The sequence below is a fragment of the Clostridium sp. DFI.5.61 genome (assembly GCF_024462915.1).
Taxonomy (GTDB): domain Bacteria; phylum Bacillota; class Clostridia; order Oscillospirales; family Oscillospiraceae; genus Lawsonibacter; species Lawsonibacter asaccharolyticus.
This window is the reverse complement of the sequence record NZ_JANGBZ010000015.1, coordinates 46,159-61,710: the sequence shown is the minus strand read 5'-3', so window position 1 is coordinate 61,710 and position 15,552 is coordinate 46,159. Positions and strand designations below refer to the sequence as shown.

18 protein-coding genes are annotated in these 15,552 nt (G+C 62.5%); 12 read left to right on the top strand and 6 right to left on the bottom strand.

All coding sequences use genetic code 11. From position 1 onward, the window contains the following. Positions 1 to 88: 88 nt before the first annotated feature. From NE584_RS09580 to NE584_RS09560, 5 genes are all read right to left on the bottom strand, one after another. Positions 89 to 349 (bottom strand): GNAT family N-acetyltransferase, encoded by a 261-nt coding sequence (locus tag NE584_RS09580; RefSeq protein ID WP_108980755.1) that lies wholly within the window; start codon positions 347 to 349, stop codon positions 89 to 91. Between the two features lie 90 nt (positions 350 to 439). After that, positions 440 to 796, bottom strand: coding sequence for a stage V sporulation protein AE (gene spoVAE / locus NE584_RS09575; protein WP_050623752.1), 357 nt, complete (start codon positions 794 to 796; stop codon positions 440 to 442). A 33-nt stretch (positions 797 to 829) separates the two neighbouring features. After that, positions 830 to 1,846: a stage V sporulation protein AD gene (gene spoVAD, locus NE584_RS09570; protein WP_256182685.1), complete on the bottom strand. Its 1,017-nt coding sequence runs from the start codon at positions 1,844 to 1,846 to the stop codon at positions 830 to 832. Positions 1,847 to 1,982: 136 nt separating this feature from the next. Then, entirely contained in the window at positions 1,983 to 2,981 is a 999-nt protein-coding gene (locus NE584_RS09565; RefSeq protein ID WP_050623754.1) for an asparaginase, read from the bottom strand. A 31-nt stretch (positions 2,982 to 3,012) separates the two neighbouring features. After that, positions 3,013 to 3,639 carry an alpha/beta fold hydrolase gene (locus NE584_RS09560; RefSeq protein WP_050623755.1) on the bottom strand — a complete coding sequence of 209 codons (627 nt, stop codon included), beginning with the start codon at positions 3,637 to 3,639 and terminating at the stop codon, positions 3,013 to 3,015. A gap of 333 nt (positions 3,640 to 3,972) precedes the next feature. Between NE584_RS09560 and NE584_RS09555 the strand changes: the two genes are divergently transcribed. From NE584_RS09555 to guaB, 5 genes are all read left to right on the top strand, one after another. Continuing rightward, the gene (locus NE584_RS09555; protein WP_108980757.1) at positions 3,973 to 4,479 is read left to right on the top strand and encodes a DUF2975 domain-containing protein; all 507 of its coding nucleotides are present in this window, start codon (positions 3,973 to 3,975) and stop codon (positions 4,477 to 4,479) included. A 12-nt stretch (positions 4,480 to 4,491) separates the two neighbouring features. Continuing rightward, the gene (locus NE584_RS09550) at positions 4,492 to 4,707 is read left to right on the top strand and encodes a helix-turn-helix transcriptional regulator (protein WP_050623758.1); all 216 of its coding nucleotides are present in this window, start codon (positions 4,492 to 4,494) and stop codon (positions 4,705 to 4,707) included. 167 nt (positions 4,708 to 4,874) lie between these two features. Continuing rightward, the gene (locus NE584_RS09545; protein ID WP_108980758.1) at positions 4,875 to 5,492 is read left to right on the top strand and encodes a hypothetical protein; all 618 of its coding nucleotides are present in this window, start codon (positions 4,875 to 4,877) and stop codon (positions 5,490 to 5,492) included. Between the two features lie 6 nt (positions 5,493 to 5,498). Then, entirely contained in the window at positions 5,499 to 6,239 is a 741-nt protein-coding gene (locus NE584_RS09540) for an acyl-[acyl-carrier-protein] thioesterase (RefSeq protein WP_108980759.1), read from the top strand. A 93-nt stretch (positions 6,240 to 6,332) separates the two neighbouring features. After that, complete coding sequence (guaB, locus tag NE584_RS09535; RefSeq protein WP_050623761.1) at positions 6,333 to 7,808, top strand: IMP dehydrogenase; 1,476 nt, start codon at positions 6,333 to 6,335, stop codon at positions 7,806 to 7,808. Positions 7,809 to 7,904: 96 nt separating this feature from the next. On the opposite strand, the gene NE584_RS09530 is transcribed toward guaB, so the two are convergent. Further along, on the bottom strand, positions 7,905 to 8,414 hold the full coding sequence (locus NE584_RS09530; RefSeq protein ID WP_108980760.1) for a helix-turn-helix domain-containing protein: 510 nt from the start codon (positions 8,412 to 8,414) through the stop codon (positions 7,905 to 7,907). A 231-nt stretch (positions 8,415 to 8,645) separates the two neighbouring features. Here NE584_RS09530 and NE584_RS09525 point away from each other — a divergent pair, with 231 nt between their 5' ends. The 7 genes from NE584_RS09525 to NE584_RS09495 all read left to right on the top strand — a co-directional run bounded on the left by NE584_RS09525 (position 8,646) and on the right by NE584_RS09495 (position 15,545). Further along, on the top strand, positions 8,646 to 8,921 hold the full coding sequence (locus NE584_RS09525; RefSeq protein WP_108980761.1) for a hypothetical protein: 276 nt from the start codon (positions 8,646 to 8,648) through the stop codon (positions 8,919 to 8,921). 122 nt (positions 8,922 to 9,043) lie between these two features. Beyond that, the gene (locus NE584_RS19695) at positions 9,044 to 12,379 is read left to right on the top strand and encodes a PD-(D/E)XK nuclease family protein (protein ID WP_108980762.1); all 3,336 of its coding nucleotides are present in this window, start codon (positions 9,044 to 9,046) and stop codon (positions 12,377 to 12,379) included. Positions 12,380 to 12,393: 14 nt separating this feature from the next. Then, positions 12,394 to 12,723, top strand: coding sequence for a cytochrome c biogenesis protein (locus NE584_RS09515; RefSeq protein ID WP_050623765.1), 330 nt, complete (start codon positions 12,394 to 12,396; stop codon positions 12,721 to 12,723). Positions 12,724 to 12,736: 13 nt separating this feature from the next. Next, on the top strand, positions 12,737 to 13,432 hold the full coding sequence (locus tag NE584_RS09510; RefSeq protein ID WP_050623766.1) for an alpha/beta fold hydrolase: 696 nt from the start codon (positions 12,737 to 12,739) through the stop codon (positions 13,430 to 13,432). A gap of 22 nt (positions 13,433 to 13,454) precedes the next feature. Continuing rightward, positions 13,455 to 14,216 carry an MBL fold metallo-hydrolase gene (locus tag NE584_RS09505; RefSeq protein ID WP_108980763.1) on the top strand — a complete coding sequence of 254 codons (762 nt, stop codon included), beginning with the start codon at positions 13,455 to 13,457 and terminating at the stop codon, positions 14,214 to 14,216. Between the two features lie 46 nt (positions 14,217 to 14,262). Continuing rightward, complete coding sequence (locus NE584_RS09500) at positions 14,263 to 15,096, top strand: pyridoxamine kinase (RefSeq protein ID WP_108980764.1); 834 nt, start codon at positions 14,263 to 14,265, stop codon at positions 15,094 to 15,096. A gap of 35 nt (positions 15,097 to 15,131) precedes the next feature. Next, complete coding sequence (locus NE584_RS09495; RefSeq protein WP_108980765.1) at positions 15,132 to 15,545, top strand: EamA family transporter; 414 nt, start codon at positions 15,132 to 15,134, stop codon at positions 15,543 to 15,545. Positions 15,546 to 15,552: the final 7 nt, after the last annotated feature.

Genomic DNA, 15,552 nt, shown 5'->3' with positions numbered 1-15,552 from the left:
CCCAGCGCCGCCGCGGCCTGCCCGGGGCGCCGTTTCATTTGTGGAGAAAGCCATACTGGGGGGAGCTCCGCCGCTTTTTCGCGCGTTTTTATGCCTGCTCCGGGTGTTTCTCCAGCCAGGAGACAGCATAGGTGCAGGTGGCGGCGGGGGTGCCGCCGTTTTTGCGGATCTGCTCCAGGGCGGCCCGGACCAGCTTATCCGCCATCCCCTGCCCCCGGAGGGAGGGGGCCACAAAGGTGTGGTCGATGGTATAGATCCCGGGCTGAGTGCAGGGGAATGTGATCTCAGCCACCAGACGGCCCCCGCCGTCCAGCCCGTAGACCCGGGTAGGCTCAAATTGCAGCTCCATGTTTATCACCTCGTGCCCAGTGTAGCACACAGGTGGAGAAAAAGCCAGAAAAATCCTGCTCTGAGGAGAAGAGCTCCCAGAGCGGGGGAATCAGCTCTTGGGCTTGGACTTGAAGAGCAGCGCCACCAGGAAGCCGAAGAAGATGGCGGCGGTGATGCCGCCCGCCGCTGCGGTGACACCCCCGGTGAGGGCCCCCAGGAAGCCCTGCTCCTCCACTGCCTTGCGCACCCCCTTGGCCAGCAGATAGCCGAAACCGGTGAGGGGGACGGTGGCTCCGCTCCCGGCCCAGTCCACCAGCTTCTGGTAGACGCCCGCGCCGCCCAGGACCACGCCGGTGACCACATAGAGGACTAGGATCTTGGCCGGGGTGAGAGGCGTCTTGTCGATGAGAAGCTGTCCGATCAGGCACAGGATGCCGCCGCAGAGAAACGCGTTGAAATATTCCATATCAGTGACCTCTTTTCTTGGACATGACGGGGATCATTTGACAGCGGAGATGGCGATGGCGTGGCAGATACCGGGCACCGACTCTCCCTGAAAGGCGGAGGTGGGGGAGTGGAGGGCGCCGGTGGGGCAGAAAAGGATATTTTTCCAGCGGCCCTCCCGCATCCCGTTGAGCAGATAGCCGGTGAGCACCGAGGCGGAGCAGCCGCAGCCCGAGCCGCCGCAGTGGACGTCCTGATTTTCCAGATCGAAGATCATCAGACCGCAGTCGTTGTGGTTGGTGGACAGGTCCACCCCGTCCTGCCGGAACAGCTCCAGCAGCAGCTCACGCCCAAGCTTGCCCAGGTCGCCGGTGACGATCAGGTCGTAGTAGTCCGGCCCCCGGCCGGTATCCTGAAAGTGGGCGGTGAGGGTGGCATAGGCCGCCGGGGCCATGGCGGCCCCCATGTTGTTGGTGTCAGTGATCCCCTTGTCGGTGATCTTGCCCAGGGTGCAGTGGGTGACGTAGGGACCGGGCCCCTCCCGGGCCAGGATGGCGGCCCCGGCGCCGGTCACCGTCCACTGGGCGGTGGGGGTGCGCTGGCCTCCGTACTCCAGGGGGGGGCGGTACTGCCGCTCCGCCGTACAGAAGTGGGAGGAGACCACCACCGCCGCCCACTCCCCGAAGCCGCCGTCCAAGGTCATGGAGGCCAGGGCCAGACCCTCCCCCATGGTGGAGCAGGCCCCGTAGAGCCCAAAAAAGGGGATGTCCTGCCCCCGGGCGGCGAAGGAGGAGCCGATGCACTGGTTGAGCAGGTCGCCGGCAAAGAGCCAGTCCATGGCGGAGGCAGCCTGGCCGGCCTTGTCCAGCGCCAGGGCGAGGGCCTGCTTCTGCATGGCGCTCTCCGACTTCTCCCAGGTGGCCTCCCCAAAGGTGTCATCAGAGCCGATGAGGTCGAAGGAGCTGGCCAGAGGGCCCTCCCCTTCCTTCTTGCCCACTACATTGGCGTGTCCGGCCAGGGTGGGCGGGTTGGCAAGGGCCACCGTTTGACGGCCCAGTTTTTTTGTTGTCATGGCGTCAAGGACCTCCGTGCTGTTGAAAATCAGAGGTAGCTTGCCCCGAGAATGAAAAAATATGAAAAAAGGCGCATGTCCCGTCCGACAAAATACGGCGGACGGGACATGCGCAGCAGCTGGTGGAAAAACTTTTTTAGAGGGTGACCTCTCCGGCCAGGTTGGAGTCGAAGATATCGCGGACCTGCGCCGGGTCCTCGGTCTGGCCCAGGGCCCACATGAGCTTGGTCACCGCGGCTTCCGTGGTCATGTCGCGGCCGGGGATTACCCCGCACTCCAGCAGGCGCTGGCCTACCTCGTAGATGGACAGGTCGCTGGACTCATAGAGGCACTGGCTGCACGCCACCACCGACACCCCGTGGGCAGTGAGCTCGCCCAGCCGGTCCAGCAGGTTCCGGCGGAGAAAGTGCATCCCGCCGGCGCCGAAGGTCTCCAGGACGATGCCCCGGTAGTGCATGTCCATCAGCATGGAGAAGACCGCCGGGTTGGTGCCGGGGATCAGCTTGAGCAGAAAGACGTCGGGGCACAGCCGATCCAGCAGCCGGGTGGGGCGGCTGGGGTCGCCGGGGCGGATGGCGCTCTCGTTGCGGTGGATGCCGTTGGCGAAAACTTCCCCCAGATAGGGGGCGTTGACGCTCTCGAAAGCCTCAAAGCCCATGGTGCGCACCTTCACTGCCCGGCAGCCCCGGATCAGCTTGTGGTCAAAGGCAATGGAGACGCCGGGGATGCGGCAGTCCACGGCGGAAAAGGCGGTATAGAGGTTGTTGCGGGCGTCGGTGAGCAGGTTGTCGATGGGCATCTGGGAGCCGGTGAGGACTACGGGTTTGGTGAGATTCTGGAGCATGTAGCTCAGCACCGAGGCGGTGTAAGCCATGGTATCAGTGCCGTGGGTGATGACGATGCCGTCATAGGCGTCCAGATTTTCCATCACCGCCCGGGCGATGGTCTGCCACTCCTCAGCCTGGATGTTGGAGCTGTCCAGGTTGAGGATGTCCCGGGCGTCGATGTGGTAGTGGGCGCGCAGGTCCGACATATATTCCAGCAGGCCCCGGGCAGAGATCTGGGGCTCCAGTCCCTGGTCGCCCCGGCGGGAGGCGATGGTGCCCCCGGTGGTGAGAAGCAGGACTCGGGTCATGGAAAACCTCCTTGCAGAAGAGATGGAAGGGTCAGGGGAGGGGGCGTAAGAACCGGACGAGGACCTCCGCCAGCGCTTCGGGGGCGTCTGTGTTCACCTCGTGCCCCGCACCGGGGATGAGGGCCAGCTCCCCCTGGGGCACCAGCCGGCAGAGCTGCCGGGCGGCTTTCTGGTTGGCATGGTCCCCCGTGCCGCAGACCGCCAGGACAGGACAGCGGAGCCGGGCCAGGCAGCCTCGGAAGTCCAGGGCCATCATGGAGCGGGACAGGCGCATCGTATCCGCCTTGCTCAGCCCGCTGGCGGAAAACATGGACCCGGGCATCAGGCGGAACATGGCGTTTTGGAGCCGGAGCAGGCCCTTGGGCATGACGAACTGGGTGCCGATCAGGACCAGGGCCCCAACCCGGTCCGAATGCTCGATCCCGTATTGCAGAGCCAGGACCCCGCCCAGGGACAGACCGCACAGGGTGAGGGGGGCGGGAAGGGCGCCGCAGTACCGTGAGAAGGCCTGATAGAGATTTTCATAACAGACCTCCTTTCCCCGAATCAGACCGAAGAGATCGGGACAGAGGCCGCCTGACTCCTGCCCCAGCACGCGGAGCACCGACTCCCAGCTGGCCGGGGTTTGGCCCAAGCCATGGAGATAGACAACAGACATGGGATCGCCTCCTGGCCCTCCCGGACCGGTAGAGGAGCGGCCGGAAGAGAGTAAGATCGGACCGGACAGGGCCCGTTTTTTCCATCATACGATATTTTTCACCCGCCATCAAGGGAGAATTCCGATTTTGTTCGGGGCTGGGGCACGGAAGAGAGCTGACTCGATCCGAGGCGCCCTTCTGGCCACAGCGATATTAAGCGGGGGACCTGAAAGCCTTTTTACTTTATCTGAAACGATAAAAGATAATTATTTTATGTTTATCATTAAAAAATAATTGACAAAAATATGTTAAGTGATATACTGTGTGTTAAGAAATGAAAGGAGCCTTTATTTATGAAAGAAAAAGCGTTGAAAAGATATGCTCATTTTATCTCCATACTTCTTAACATCGTCTGCATTGTTTTCGGCGTATTAAGTGTATCGTTATTTGCAGGGATCGTGGTTATCGTTTGTGCCCGGCTTTTTTTGCCGGAAATGTTCCACCAGGCGTGGGAAACTGCTGTTAAAGCAGGGCAAACTCTTAGCTTTGGACAATGCGCATTCTTTTTCATTTGCTGTCTTGGAATGCTCATCTGTATCTTTTTAGCCCTGTATAACGCCAAAAGATTGTTTGGATGTATCGGCAAAGGAAATTCTCCTTTTACAGCTGAAACAGCCAGTCAGATACGGAAAATAGCATTGTATGTCCTGGTGTTTGCTGTTTTTTCTGCATTCTCTGTCTTTAAAATGGCATTTTCACAATTCTTCATGAGTGGTTTGTTTGCCCTCGTTCTGTTTTGTATCTCCCTTATTTTTGACTATGGATGTGAGTTGCAGCAAGAGGTGGATGAAACGCTGTAAAGGAGATATGATATGGCAATAATTTTAAGGCTTGATAGAATGATGGCAGATAGAAAAATAAGCCTAAACGAACTATCTGAAAAGGTCGGCATCGCAAATGTCAACTTATCTAAAATCAAAACAGGTAAAGTAAGTGCTATCCGCTTTTCTACACTGAATTCCATTTGCAAAGCACTGGATTGTCAGCCAGGGGATATATTAGAATATCAGAAAGACATGGAAGAATAAAATTTCTGTTTTTTTATGATATTTTTCTGCTTTGTCCAGTGTGTAGTGAAATTGACGGAGTTGAAAAAGAGGAAAAAATTGATATAATAAAAAATCAGAGATCCTGCGTCCGGCGAAAACGGCCCATCGGGGGCGGAGGCTGGACTGCCACAGAAAGGAAATTCGTTATGTCGGTTGAAGAGCCAAAGCGTACCCTGGCTTATATCTGCCCCGCCTGCCGTCAGTCGGTCATTGTGGAGCGGGACCTGTTTTCCCTGGCTGCCGCCACGGCCCATATCAAATGCCCCTGCGGCAGATCGGAGCTGCGGGTGGAATTTGTGGACGACCATGTGGACCTGGAGGTGCCCTGCCTGTTCTGCGACCGGGAACACCGGGTGAGCTGCTCCACCCACGCCTTCCTGCACCAGAAGGCCCTGGCCTTCTCCTGCGCGGCCTCCGGCCTGGACTGCTGCTACGTGGGGGAGGAGGGCCCTGTCTTTGCCGCTACGGCCCGGCTGGAGCGGGCGGCCGATAAGCTGAAGGAGGAGCAGGCGGCCGAGGAGAAAGCCGCGTTCCTGGACGAGATCGTCATGCACGAGGTGCTCTCCGAGGTGAAGGACATCGCGGCCCGGGGAGGTGTCTCCTGCGCCTGCGGCTCCAGGGAATGGAAGCTGAAGGTGAATTACAGCTCCATCGACCTCATCTGCGCCCAGTGCGGCGCGCAGATGCGCATCCCGGCCGCTACGGCGGACGACATCGACGACATCTGCTGTAAAAACACCATATTGATCCGGGGAAAGAAGTGAAACGGCATGGGACAGTTTTTTGAATATGAGATGACGGTGGACAGCCGGGATGTGGACGGCTGGGGCCGGTGCCGGCCCTCCGCCGTGCTGGGCTATCTCCAGGAGGCGGCCACCCTGGCCGCGGAGGACGGGGGCTTCGGGCGGGAGAAGACCCTGGAGTACCACGCTTTCTGGATGCTGGCCCGGATCTGGTTCCGTCTGGACCGCCCCCTGCGGTGGGAGGAGAAGGTGACGGTGCGCACCTGGCACCGGGGCAGTAAGACGGCGCTGATGTACCGCGATTTTGACCTGCTGGCGGGCGGCGTCCCAGTGGGCGAGGCGGTGTCCGCCTGGGTGCTGGCTGGTGTGGAGGACCGGAAGCTGCTCCGCCTGTCCCAGATGCGGGAGCTGGAGGGGACCGAGGGCGGCGGGCTGTGCAAGCAGCTGACCCTCTCCAAGCTGCGCATGCCTGGAGAGATGGAGGAGCGGGACCGGCGGAGGATGGGGTACAGCGATACCGACATCAACGGCCATGTGAACAACACCCGCTACGCCGACTTCGTATGCGATGCCCTGCGGCTGGAGGGCCTGCCCCGTAGCCGCTTTCTGAGCGAGCTCCAGATCGGATACACCGCAGAGAGCCGGGCAGGTGATGTGCTGACTCTGGAGGTGGGAGAACAGGGGGGGCAGCACTTTGTGAAGGGTGTAGACGAGGCGGGCAAAACTCACTTTGAAGCGGCCGCGAAATTTGGAGAAGAGATTCATTGACAAGCCCGCGAGGCGGGGGGTACAATAGAAAAAATATGATCCTCAAATCCCAACATCATTCCTTGCTATTGGAGAGAAAAGGAGCTGTGAACTATGGTCAACCAGGACGCTTCCCAGAAGTTTGTCAAGCAGGGGCTTACCTTTGACGACGTGCTGCTGATCCCCGCCGCCAGCGATGTGCTGCCCGCTGATGTGGATCTGCACACCAATCTGACAAAGAAAATCCGGCTGAATATCCCGCTTATCAGTTCCGCTATGGATACCGTCACCGAGTATCGCATGGCCATCGCCATCGCCCGGGAGGGCGGCATCGGCGTCATCCACAAGAACATGTCTATCAGCCAGCAGGCGGAGCAGGTGGATATGGTCAAGCGCAGCGAGAACGGCGTCATCACCAACCCCTTCTGGCTGGCTCCGGGCCACACCCTGGCGGAGGCCGACGAGCTGATGGCCAAGTACCGCATCTCCGGCGTGCCCATCTGTGACAACGGAAAGCTGATCGGCATCATCACCAACCGGGACATGAAGTTCGAGACCGACATGAACCAGCTCATCGACAACGTGATGACCAAGGAGAACCTGGTCACCGCCCCCGAGGGCATCACCTTGGAGGAGGCTAAGGAGATCCTGCGCCGCCACAAAATCGAGAAGCTGCCCCTGGTGGACAAGGATTTCCGCCTCAAGGGCCTGATCACCATCAAGGACATCGAGAAGGCGGAGGTGTACCCCAACTCCGCCCGTGACGAGAAGGGCCGCCTGCTGGTGGGTGCCGCCATCGGCGCCACCGCCGACGTGCTGGACCGGGTATCCGCTCTGGTGGAGGCCGGCGTGGATGTGCTGAACCTGGACTCTGCCCACGGGCACACCCAGAACGTGCTGGAGACCGTCAAGCGCATCAAGGCCCTCTACCCGGAGGTCCAGCTGATCGCTGGCAACGTGGCCACCGCCGAGGGCACCCGCGCCCTCATCGAGGCAGGCGCCGACTGTGTGAAAGTGGGCATCGGCCCCGGCTCCATCTGCACCACCCGCGTGGTGGCCGGCATCGGCGTGCCTCAGATCACCGCCATCTATGACGCCGCCTGCGTGGCCGCCCAGTATGGTGTGCCCATCATTGCTGACGGCGGCGTGAAGTTCTCTGGCGATATCGTAAAGGCCATCGCCGCTGGCGGCAGTGTGGTCATGATCGGCTCTCTGCTGGCGGGGTGCGAGGAGTCCCCCGGCGATACCGAGATCTATCAGGGCCGCCAGTTCAAGACCTACCGCGGCATGGGCTCCCTGGCCGCCATGAATCACGGCTCCAAGGACCGCTACTTCCAGGAGTCCAACAAGAAGCTGGTGCCCGAGGGCGTGGAGGGGCGCGTCCCCTATAAGGGCTCCACCAGCGACACCATCTATCAGCTGATGGGCGGCCTGCGGGCCGGCATGGGCTACACCGGCTGCCACAGCATCGCGGAGCTCCAGCAGAACGCCCAGTTCATGCAGATCACTGCCGCCGGCCTGCGGGAGTCCCACCCCCACGACATCTATATCACCAAGGAAGCTCCCAACTATACCATCAGTCCTGACTGATCGCAGAGCCCGGGCCGCAACTGCGGCCCGGGCTTTTCCATTCCCATGATCCCCCCTTGTCCTCCCGGAGCGGAGTGAGTCTGACCCAATGGGGAGCTATCCCTTTTTCCGTGTCAAGAAGATCCCGACGATCGCGGCGATCAGGATGATGGGGGCCGCTCTGACGAACAGCCATTCCAACCCGTGAAGGGCCACCCCGATTACAGCGGTCTCGGGATCGCTGTAATCCCAGCCTAAGTAAGGGCTGTTCAGGGCCGACAAGAAGGCGAAGATGGCCGCTATGACCGCGCACAATGATAGGAGGAGCCAATGCAGGATACGCCTCCTTGTGGTTTTTCTCTGCGCAAGCTGCAGGTTTATCACCTCCAGTTTTGCGGAGATGGCTTTCAGGGGATCAACGTCCGACTCCATGACGGTTTCTCCCAGCAAGGTGCTCACGGGGGTCTCAAGGGCTTCCGACAGAGAGATCAGCAGGTCAGAGTCGGGGACAGATAATCCTTGTTCCCATTTTGAGATCGTCTGCCGCACCACGTTCAGCTTGACAGCAAGCTCCTGCTGGGAAAGTCCTTTTGATGTTCGGATCGCTTTTATGTTTTCGTTGAGCATTTGGGATGGTCTCCTTCCATCTGTTCTCTGCCATAATTATATAGAGAGCGGCCCGTTGCCGCAAGCAACGTATGTTAACATTTCAGGAAAATGGCCATTTTTGTTCCATGATTTGAGGCTGGCCGCTGTTCATACGCAGAAAAAATGAGTTCGATCTCTGGATGCTTTGGAGCGTTTCATATACATGTAAATTTCCCTGCGCTTGGGAGAAAGAAGAAGGGGCGGAAGTCCATGAATAAGGAGGAGAAGAATATGGAGCGGTACACCCTGCGGGAAGGGGGGCGGGTCCTCTGCCCCACGGAGCGCCTGGAGGCGGCGCTGGAGCGGCTGGCGGCCTTTGAGGACCTGGCCTGTGGACTGGAGGAGGAGCAGCAGTCCATCTCCCAGCGTCTGGAGGAGCTGAGAGGACAGCGGAAGGAAAAGACCGTCCAGTTCCGGGAACTGCTGGCCCAAAAGCTGGTCAACAGCAGCCTGATCCAGCTGCTGGAGCGGAAGGGACTGAAATGAGACCCAGCTGTCCGGCGGACGGGAGGGACAAGCGGGCCCCCGAAGAGAAATTACTTTCTCTCCGGGGGGCTTTGTGCTACAATGCGTATAGCTGAAAAACAGGCTGGAGAGGGGCGAGGACCGTGCTGAAGCTGATACTGGGCCGGGCGGGATCGGGGAAGACTACCGCCGTCTACCGCCGCATGTGCGGGGCGGGGGCGGAGCGCCCCCAGGTCCTGCTGGTGCCGGAGCAGAACTCCCACGAGGCAGAGCGGGCGCTGTGCAAGGTGGGGGGGAACGGAGTATCCCTGTATGCGGAGGTGCTCTCCTTCAGCCGCCTGGCCAACCGGGTCTTTCTGGCGGCCGGAGGGCTGGGAGAAGCGGAGCTGGACGCAGGCGGCCGCCTGCTGCTGATGCACCGGGCAGTGAAGTCGGTGGCGGCCCAGCTCACCGTGTGCGCCCGCTCAGCGGGGCGGGCCTCTTTCCTCCGCAGCCTGATCGCCACTGTAGACGAGCTGAAGAGCTGCCGGGTCTCCCCGGCAGACTTGGAGCGGGCGGGCTGTGAGGCGGAGGGACCGGAGGGAGAGAAGCTGCGGGACCTGTCCCTGATCTGCGGGGCTTACGATGCCCTCACTGCCCAGGTGGCCCTGGACCCCAGGGACCGGCTGACCCGGACGGCGGAGAAGCTGAAGGACTGCCCCTGGGCAGCGGGGAGGGACCTGTGGCTGGACGGCTTCACCGACTTTACTCCCCAGCAGATAGAGGTGCTCTCCCGCCTGCTGGAGCAGGCCCATTCGGTGACGGTCACCCTCACCTGTGACCATCTGGAGGAGGATGAGGGGGGGACCGGCATCTTCTCCCCCGCCCGCCGAACGGCCGCCCAGCTGCTGCGGGCGGCCCGGGAGCGCCGCGTCCCCAGCCAGGTGGAGCACCTGGCGGCGGAGGGAGGAGGACGGGCGGCGGATCTGGACTTCCTGGAAAAGGCCCTGTTCGCCCACGCTCCCGGCCTGGAGCGGGAGCCGGAGGGGGCAGTGGAGCTCTTTGCCGCCCGGACGCCCCGGGGAGAGGTGGAGTGGACTGCGGCCCGCATCCTGGAGCTGGTGCGGCGGGAGGGGCTCCGCTTCCGGGACATCGGGGTGGTAGCCCGATCCTACAGGACCTATCAGGATTTGGTGGAGTCGGTGTTCGCCCGGTACGGGGTGCCGGTGTTCTCCTCCTCTATGAGTGAGATCCTGGATAAGCCCGTCCTGGCTCTGGTGACCGGGGCGCTGGACACGGTGGCGGGGGGATATGTCTATGACGACGTGTTCCGCTATCTCAAGACCGGCCTCACCGACCTGGGGGAGGAGGACCGGGATCTGCTGGAGAACTATGTCTTGAAGTGGGACATCCGGGGGAGCCGGTGGACGCAGGAGAAGCCCTGGACCATGCACCCCAGGGGCTATGGCTTCCCCATGACGGAGGAGGACCAGGCCCTGTTGGAGCGGGTGGACCGGGCCCGGCGGCAGGTGGCGGCCCCGCTGGAGAGGCTGCGGAAAAATTCGGCCCGTACAGGACGGGGACAGGCTATGGCTCTCTACGGCTTTCTGGAGGAGATCGGCCTGCCCCGGCGGCTGGGAGAGCGGGTGGAGGAACTGCGCCGGCGGGGGGAGCCCGCGCTGGCCGAGGAGTACCGCCAGCTCTGGGAGATCCTGTGCGGCGGGCTGGAGCAGTGTGCCGCCCTCACCGGGGAGGTGCCTATGGAGCTGGAGGAGTTCTCCAGTCTGTTCCAGCTGGTGCTCTCTCAGTATGACGTGGGCACTATCCCGGTCTCCCTGGACCGGGTGACAGCGGGGGAAACCACCCGGCAGACCGGCCACCGGGTGAAGGTGCTCTTCCTGCTGGGGGCGGACGACAGCTCCATCCCCCAGGTGGGGGCGGAGCCCGGCCTGCTCTCCGACGACGACCGCACCCTGCTGGCCTCCTACGGCCTGGAGCTGAACCAGAGCGCGGAGGAGCGCCTCTACCGGGAGATGACCACCCTGTATCAGATCTGCGCCCTGCCCAGCCGGCGTCTGATTCTCACCTGGCCCGCCCAGGGGGCGGGGGGGGCGGAGCGGCGGTCCTGCTTCCTGGTGGGGCGGCTGAAGCTGCTCTTCCCCGGCCTTGCAGAGGTGCGGGAGGAGGGACTGGGGGACTCCTTCCGCATGGCGGCCCCCCTGCCCGCCTTGGAGCTGGCGGGGCGGAGCCCGGCAGTCCGGCGGGTGATGGGGTCCCTGCCGGAGTACGCCCCCCAGGTGGAGCGGCTGGAACGGGCCGGACGCTGGGAGAGAGGCAGGCTGACCCGGGGGGCGGTGGACCGGCTGTATGGACAGCGGGTACCCATGTCCGCCTCCCGGATGGACAAGTACAAGTCCTGCCACTTCTCCTACTTCATGCGCTACGGCCTCCAGGCGGAGCCCCGGAAGCCTGCCGGATTCACTGCGCCGGAGTACGGCACCTTCGTCCACTATGTGCTGGAGCATGTGCTCCAGAGCTGCCCCATCGGGGAGGAGAGCTGGGGGGAGGAGCTGCAAAAGCGGCTGAGAGCGGCGGTACGGGCGGCGGTGGACCGCTACACGGCAGAGGAACTGGGAGGGTTGGAGCACCAGAGCCAGCGCTTCCGCTATCTGTTCCGCCGCCTGCTGCGCTCCGTCCAGGCGGTGGTGGACAACGTGGCCCAGGAGCTGTGCGCCTCCCGATTCCGGCCCATTTCCTTTGAGCTGGGCTTTGGGAGCCGGGGGGAGCTGCCTCCGGTGGAGCTGACGGCGGAGGGGGTTACCATCAGCGTCTCCGGCTTCGTGGACCGGGTGGACGGCTGGGTGGAGAACGGGCGGCTCCACCTCCGGGTGGTGGACTACAAGACCGGTCGTAAAAGCTTTGACCTGACGGAGGTGTGGAACGGCCTGGGCCTCCAGATGCTTCTGTACCTCTTCGCCCTGGAGGAGCGGGGAGAGGGGTTCTACGGACTGCCGGTAGAGGGGGCGGGGGTGCTTTACCTGCCTGCCCGGGACGCGGTGGTCCGGGGCAGCCGGACCATGAGCGAGGAGGAGCGGCAGAAGGCAGTGGACAAAGAGCTGGTCCGCCGGGGATTGGTCCTCTCCGACGGGGCGGTGCTGGAGGCCATGGAGCGGCCAGGGCCGGGGGGTTACCGCTTCCTGCCCCTGCGGGTGTCCAAAAGCACGGGGGAGATCACCGGCGAGGCCCTGGTGAGCGCCGAGCGGCTGGGGCGGCTGGAGAAGCACACCCGCAAAGTCCTGGAGGAGATCTGCCGGGAACTGGCGGCGGGCAACATCGCTGCCGATCCCTTCTGGCGGGGGCCTGAGAAGAACGCCTGCCGCTTCTGCGACTACGCCGCCGCCTGCCACTTTGAGGAGGGCAGAGGCGGGGACTGTCGGCGCTGGCTGCCGGGGGTCAAGGCCCAGGAGTTCTGGGAGAACGTAGAGCGGGAGACAGACTGAGAGAGGTGCAGCAGATGGAACATCGTTTTTATAAGCTGGAGATCTTTGTACCGGAGGACTATTTCGCGGCTGTCCGTCAGGCCCTGTGGTCGGTGGACGCCGGGCACATCGGGGAGTATGACCGGTGCCTGAGCTGGAGCCGGGTGAACAGCTGCTGGAGGCCCCTGGAGGGGGCGGACCCCTTTGAGGGCATCCCTGGGGAGCTGTCCCAGGAGCAGGAGCTGAAGATCGAGGTGTGCTGCCGGGGGGAGCGGCTAAGGGAGACCCTGGCGGCAGTGAAGGAGGCCCACCCCTATGAGGAGCCCGTGATCAACGTGCTGCCCCTGGTGGGCACAGGGCTGTGAGAGGAGGACTGTGATGGACATCAGGCTGTGCTGTGTAGAGGCGGGGGAGGGATTCCCGCTGGTGCTCCTCCACGGCAACGGGGAGGACCACACCTATTTCAAGCGGCAGATGGGACCCTTTTCCCAGCACTTCCGGGTCATCGCGGTGGACACCCGGGGCCATGGGGAGAGCCCCAGAGGGACTGCCCCCTTCACCCTGGAGCAGTTTGCGGAGGATCTGAAGGAGTTCCTGGACGGGAGGAGCATTACCCGATGCCACCTGCTAGGCTTCTCCGACGGGGGCAACATCGCTCTGCTGTTCGCCCTGAAATACCCGGAGTATGTGGAAAAGCTGATCCTCAATGGGGCGGACCTGTGCCCCTCCGGCGTGAAGCTGACCACCCAGCTGCCCATCGTGCTGGGCTGGGGAATGTGCCGGGTGCCAGCCCTGTTCAGCCGGAAGGCCAGGGCGAATTGGGAGATGCTGGACCTGATGGTGACCCAGCCCCACATCCCCACGGAGGCGCTTGCCCGGCTCCCTATGCCCGCCTTGGTGGTGGCAGGGGAGCGGGACATGATCCGGGAGGGCCATACCCGGGCCATCGCCGCCGCCATCCCGGACAGCCGGCTGGCCATCCTGCCCGGGGACCACTTCGTGGCTCGGCGGAACTGGCAGACCTTCAATCCCCTCGTGCTGGATTTCCTGCTGGACGGCGCACAGATCCCGTAGGAATTGGAAAGGAAAGACAGAGATGGATGATTGGTTCACGCTGGAGCGGATCGATGAGGATACGGACATCCTCAGTGAGTACCGCCACTGGGAGGAGACTCACTGCTACCTGCTGCGGGGAAGGGAGCGCAGCCTGCTCATCGATACCGGGCTGGGGATCTGCGACATCCGGCAGGCGGTGGACCGTCTGACGGATCGGCCGGTGGCGGCGGTAGCCACCCACATCCACTGGGACCACATCGGGGGCCACCGGTACTTTCCGGAGTTTTACGCCCACGAGGCAGAGCTGAATTGGCTGTCGGGCGGGTTCCCGCTGTCCGTGGAGGCCGTCCGGGCCATGGTGGCGGACCGCTGTTGCCTGCCGGAAGACTTTGATGTGAGCCGGTACACCCTGTTCCAGGGGTATCCCGCCCGCGTGCTGCGGGACGGAGACCGCATCGAGCTGGGCGGGCGGACCTTGGAGGTGCTCCACACGCCGGGCCACTCTCCTGGCCACATGTGTTTTTGGGAGGCGGAGCGGGGCTATCTTTTTTCCGGAGATCTAGTCTATCGAGGCACCCTGTTCGCCTGCTACCCCTCTACCAACCCGGAGGAATACCTGAGTTCCCTGGAGCGGACCGCCTGCCTGCCGATGGAGCGCCTGCTCCCTGCCCACCACGCCCTGGACATCGGGCCGGAGCTCCTGGGCCGTGTGCGGGACGCTTTCCGCGGGCTGAAAGAGCAGGGAAAGCTCCGCCACGGCGGCGGCACCTTTGATTACGGGGACTGGGCGGTCCGGCTGTGACAGGAAAACCGGAAAAGCAGAACGACGAAAAAAGAAGGAATGGACCATGCAGCAGAACAAGAATATTTTGATCATCAACGACATGCCGGGATATGGAAAGGTCGCTTTGGCCGCCATGCTGCCGATTTTGTCCCACATGGGGCATAATATCTACAACCTCCCCACCGCCTTGGTGTCCAACACCCTGGATTATGGGAAGTTCACCATCCTGGATACCACCGACTATATGAAAAAGTCCATTGCCGTGTGGAAGGAGCTGGGCTTCTCCTTTGACTGCATCACCACGGGCTTTCTGGCCTCGGCGGAGCAGGTGGACATTATCCGCGCCTTCATCGAGAGCCAGAGGAAGGAGGACCTGCTGGTGATGACCGACCCCATCATGGGGGATGAAGGGAAGCTCTATAACGGCGTCACCGAGGAGACGGTGGAGAACATGCGCCGCCTCATCGGAGTGGCTGACGTGATCGTCCCCAATTTGACGGAGGCGGAGTTCCTGACAGAGCGGTACCGGGGGGCGGAGGCCCTCGACCGGCATCAGGCCCGGGAGGTGGTGGACGCCCTGCTGGCCTGCGGGCCCAGATCGGTGGTCATCACCAGCGGGCTGGAGGCGGAGACCGGCCGCCACGTGGTGTGGGGCTACTGTCACCGGCAGGGGCGGTACTTCACCCTGCCCTTCGACTTCATCCAGGTCCACTTTCCCGGCACTGGCGATGTGTTCTCTGCCGTCCTGGTAGGAGAGCTGCTGGCCGGGACCGGCCTGGAGCAGGCGGCCCGGAAGGCCATGGATACGGTGGAGCGCCTGGTCTGTCTGGACCGCAACGAGGTGGAGAAGAACAAGGGTATCCGCATCGAGCGGTTTTTGAAGGAATTGGATCTCTGAGCCTCCAGAGGGCGGAAGAAAGGAAGAAAAGGGATATGTGGGTAGTTTTTGCGCTCCTGTCTGCGGTGTTCGCTGCGCTGACCGGGATATTGGCCAAGCTGGGGATGGAGGGCATCAACTCCAACCTGGCCACCGCCATCCGCACCGTGGTGGTGCTGGTGATGGCCTGGGCTATTGTGTTCCTGACAGGGAAGCAGCATGAGATCGGGGATATTTCCACCCGGAGCTGGGTGTTCCTCCTCCTGTCCGGCCTGGCCACCGGCCTGTCCTGGCTGTGCTATTTCCACGCCCTTCAGATCGGCCAGGCCAGCCGGGTCATCCCCATCGACAAGTTCAGCGTGGTCATCTCCATGGTGCTGGCCTTTGTGGTGCTGAGGGAGGCGGTGACCGTCCAGACCGTCATAGGCGGCCTGCTCATCACGGCAGGGACGCTGGTGTTGATCCTGTGAATGGAGC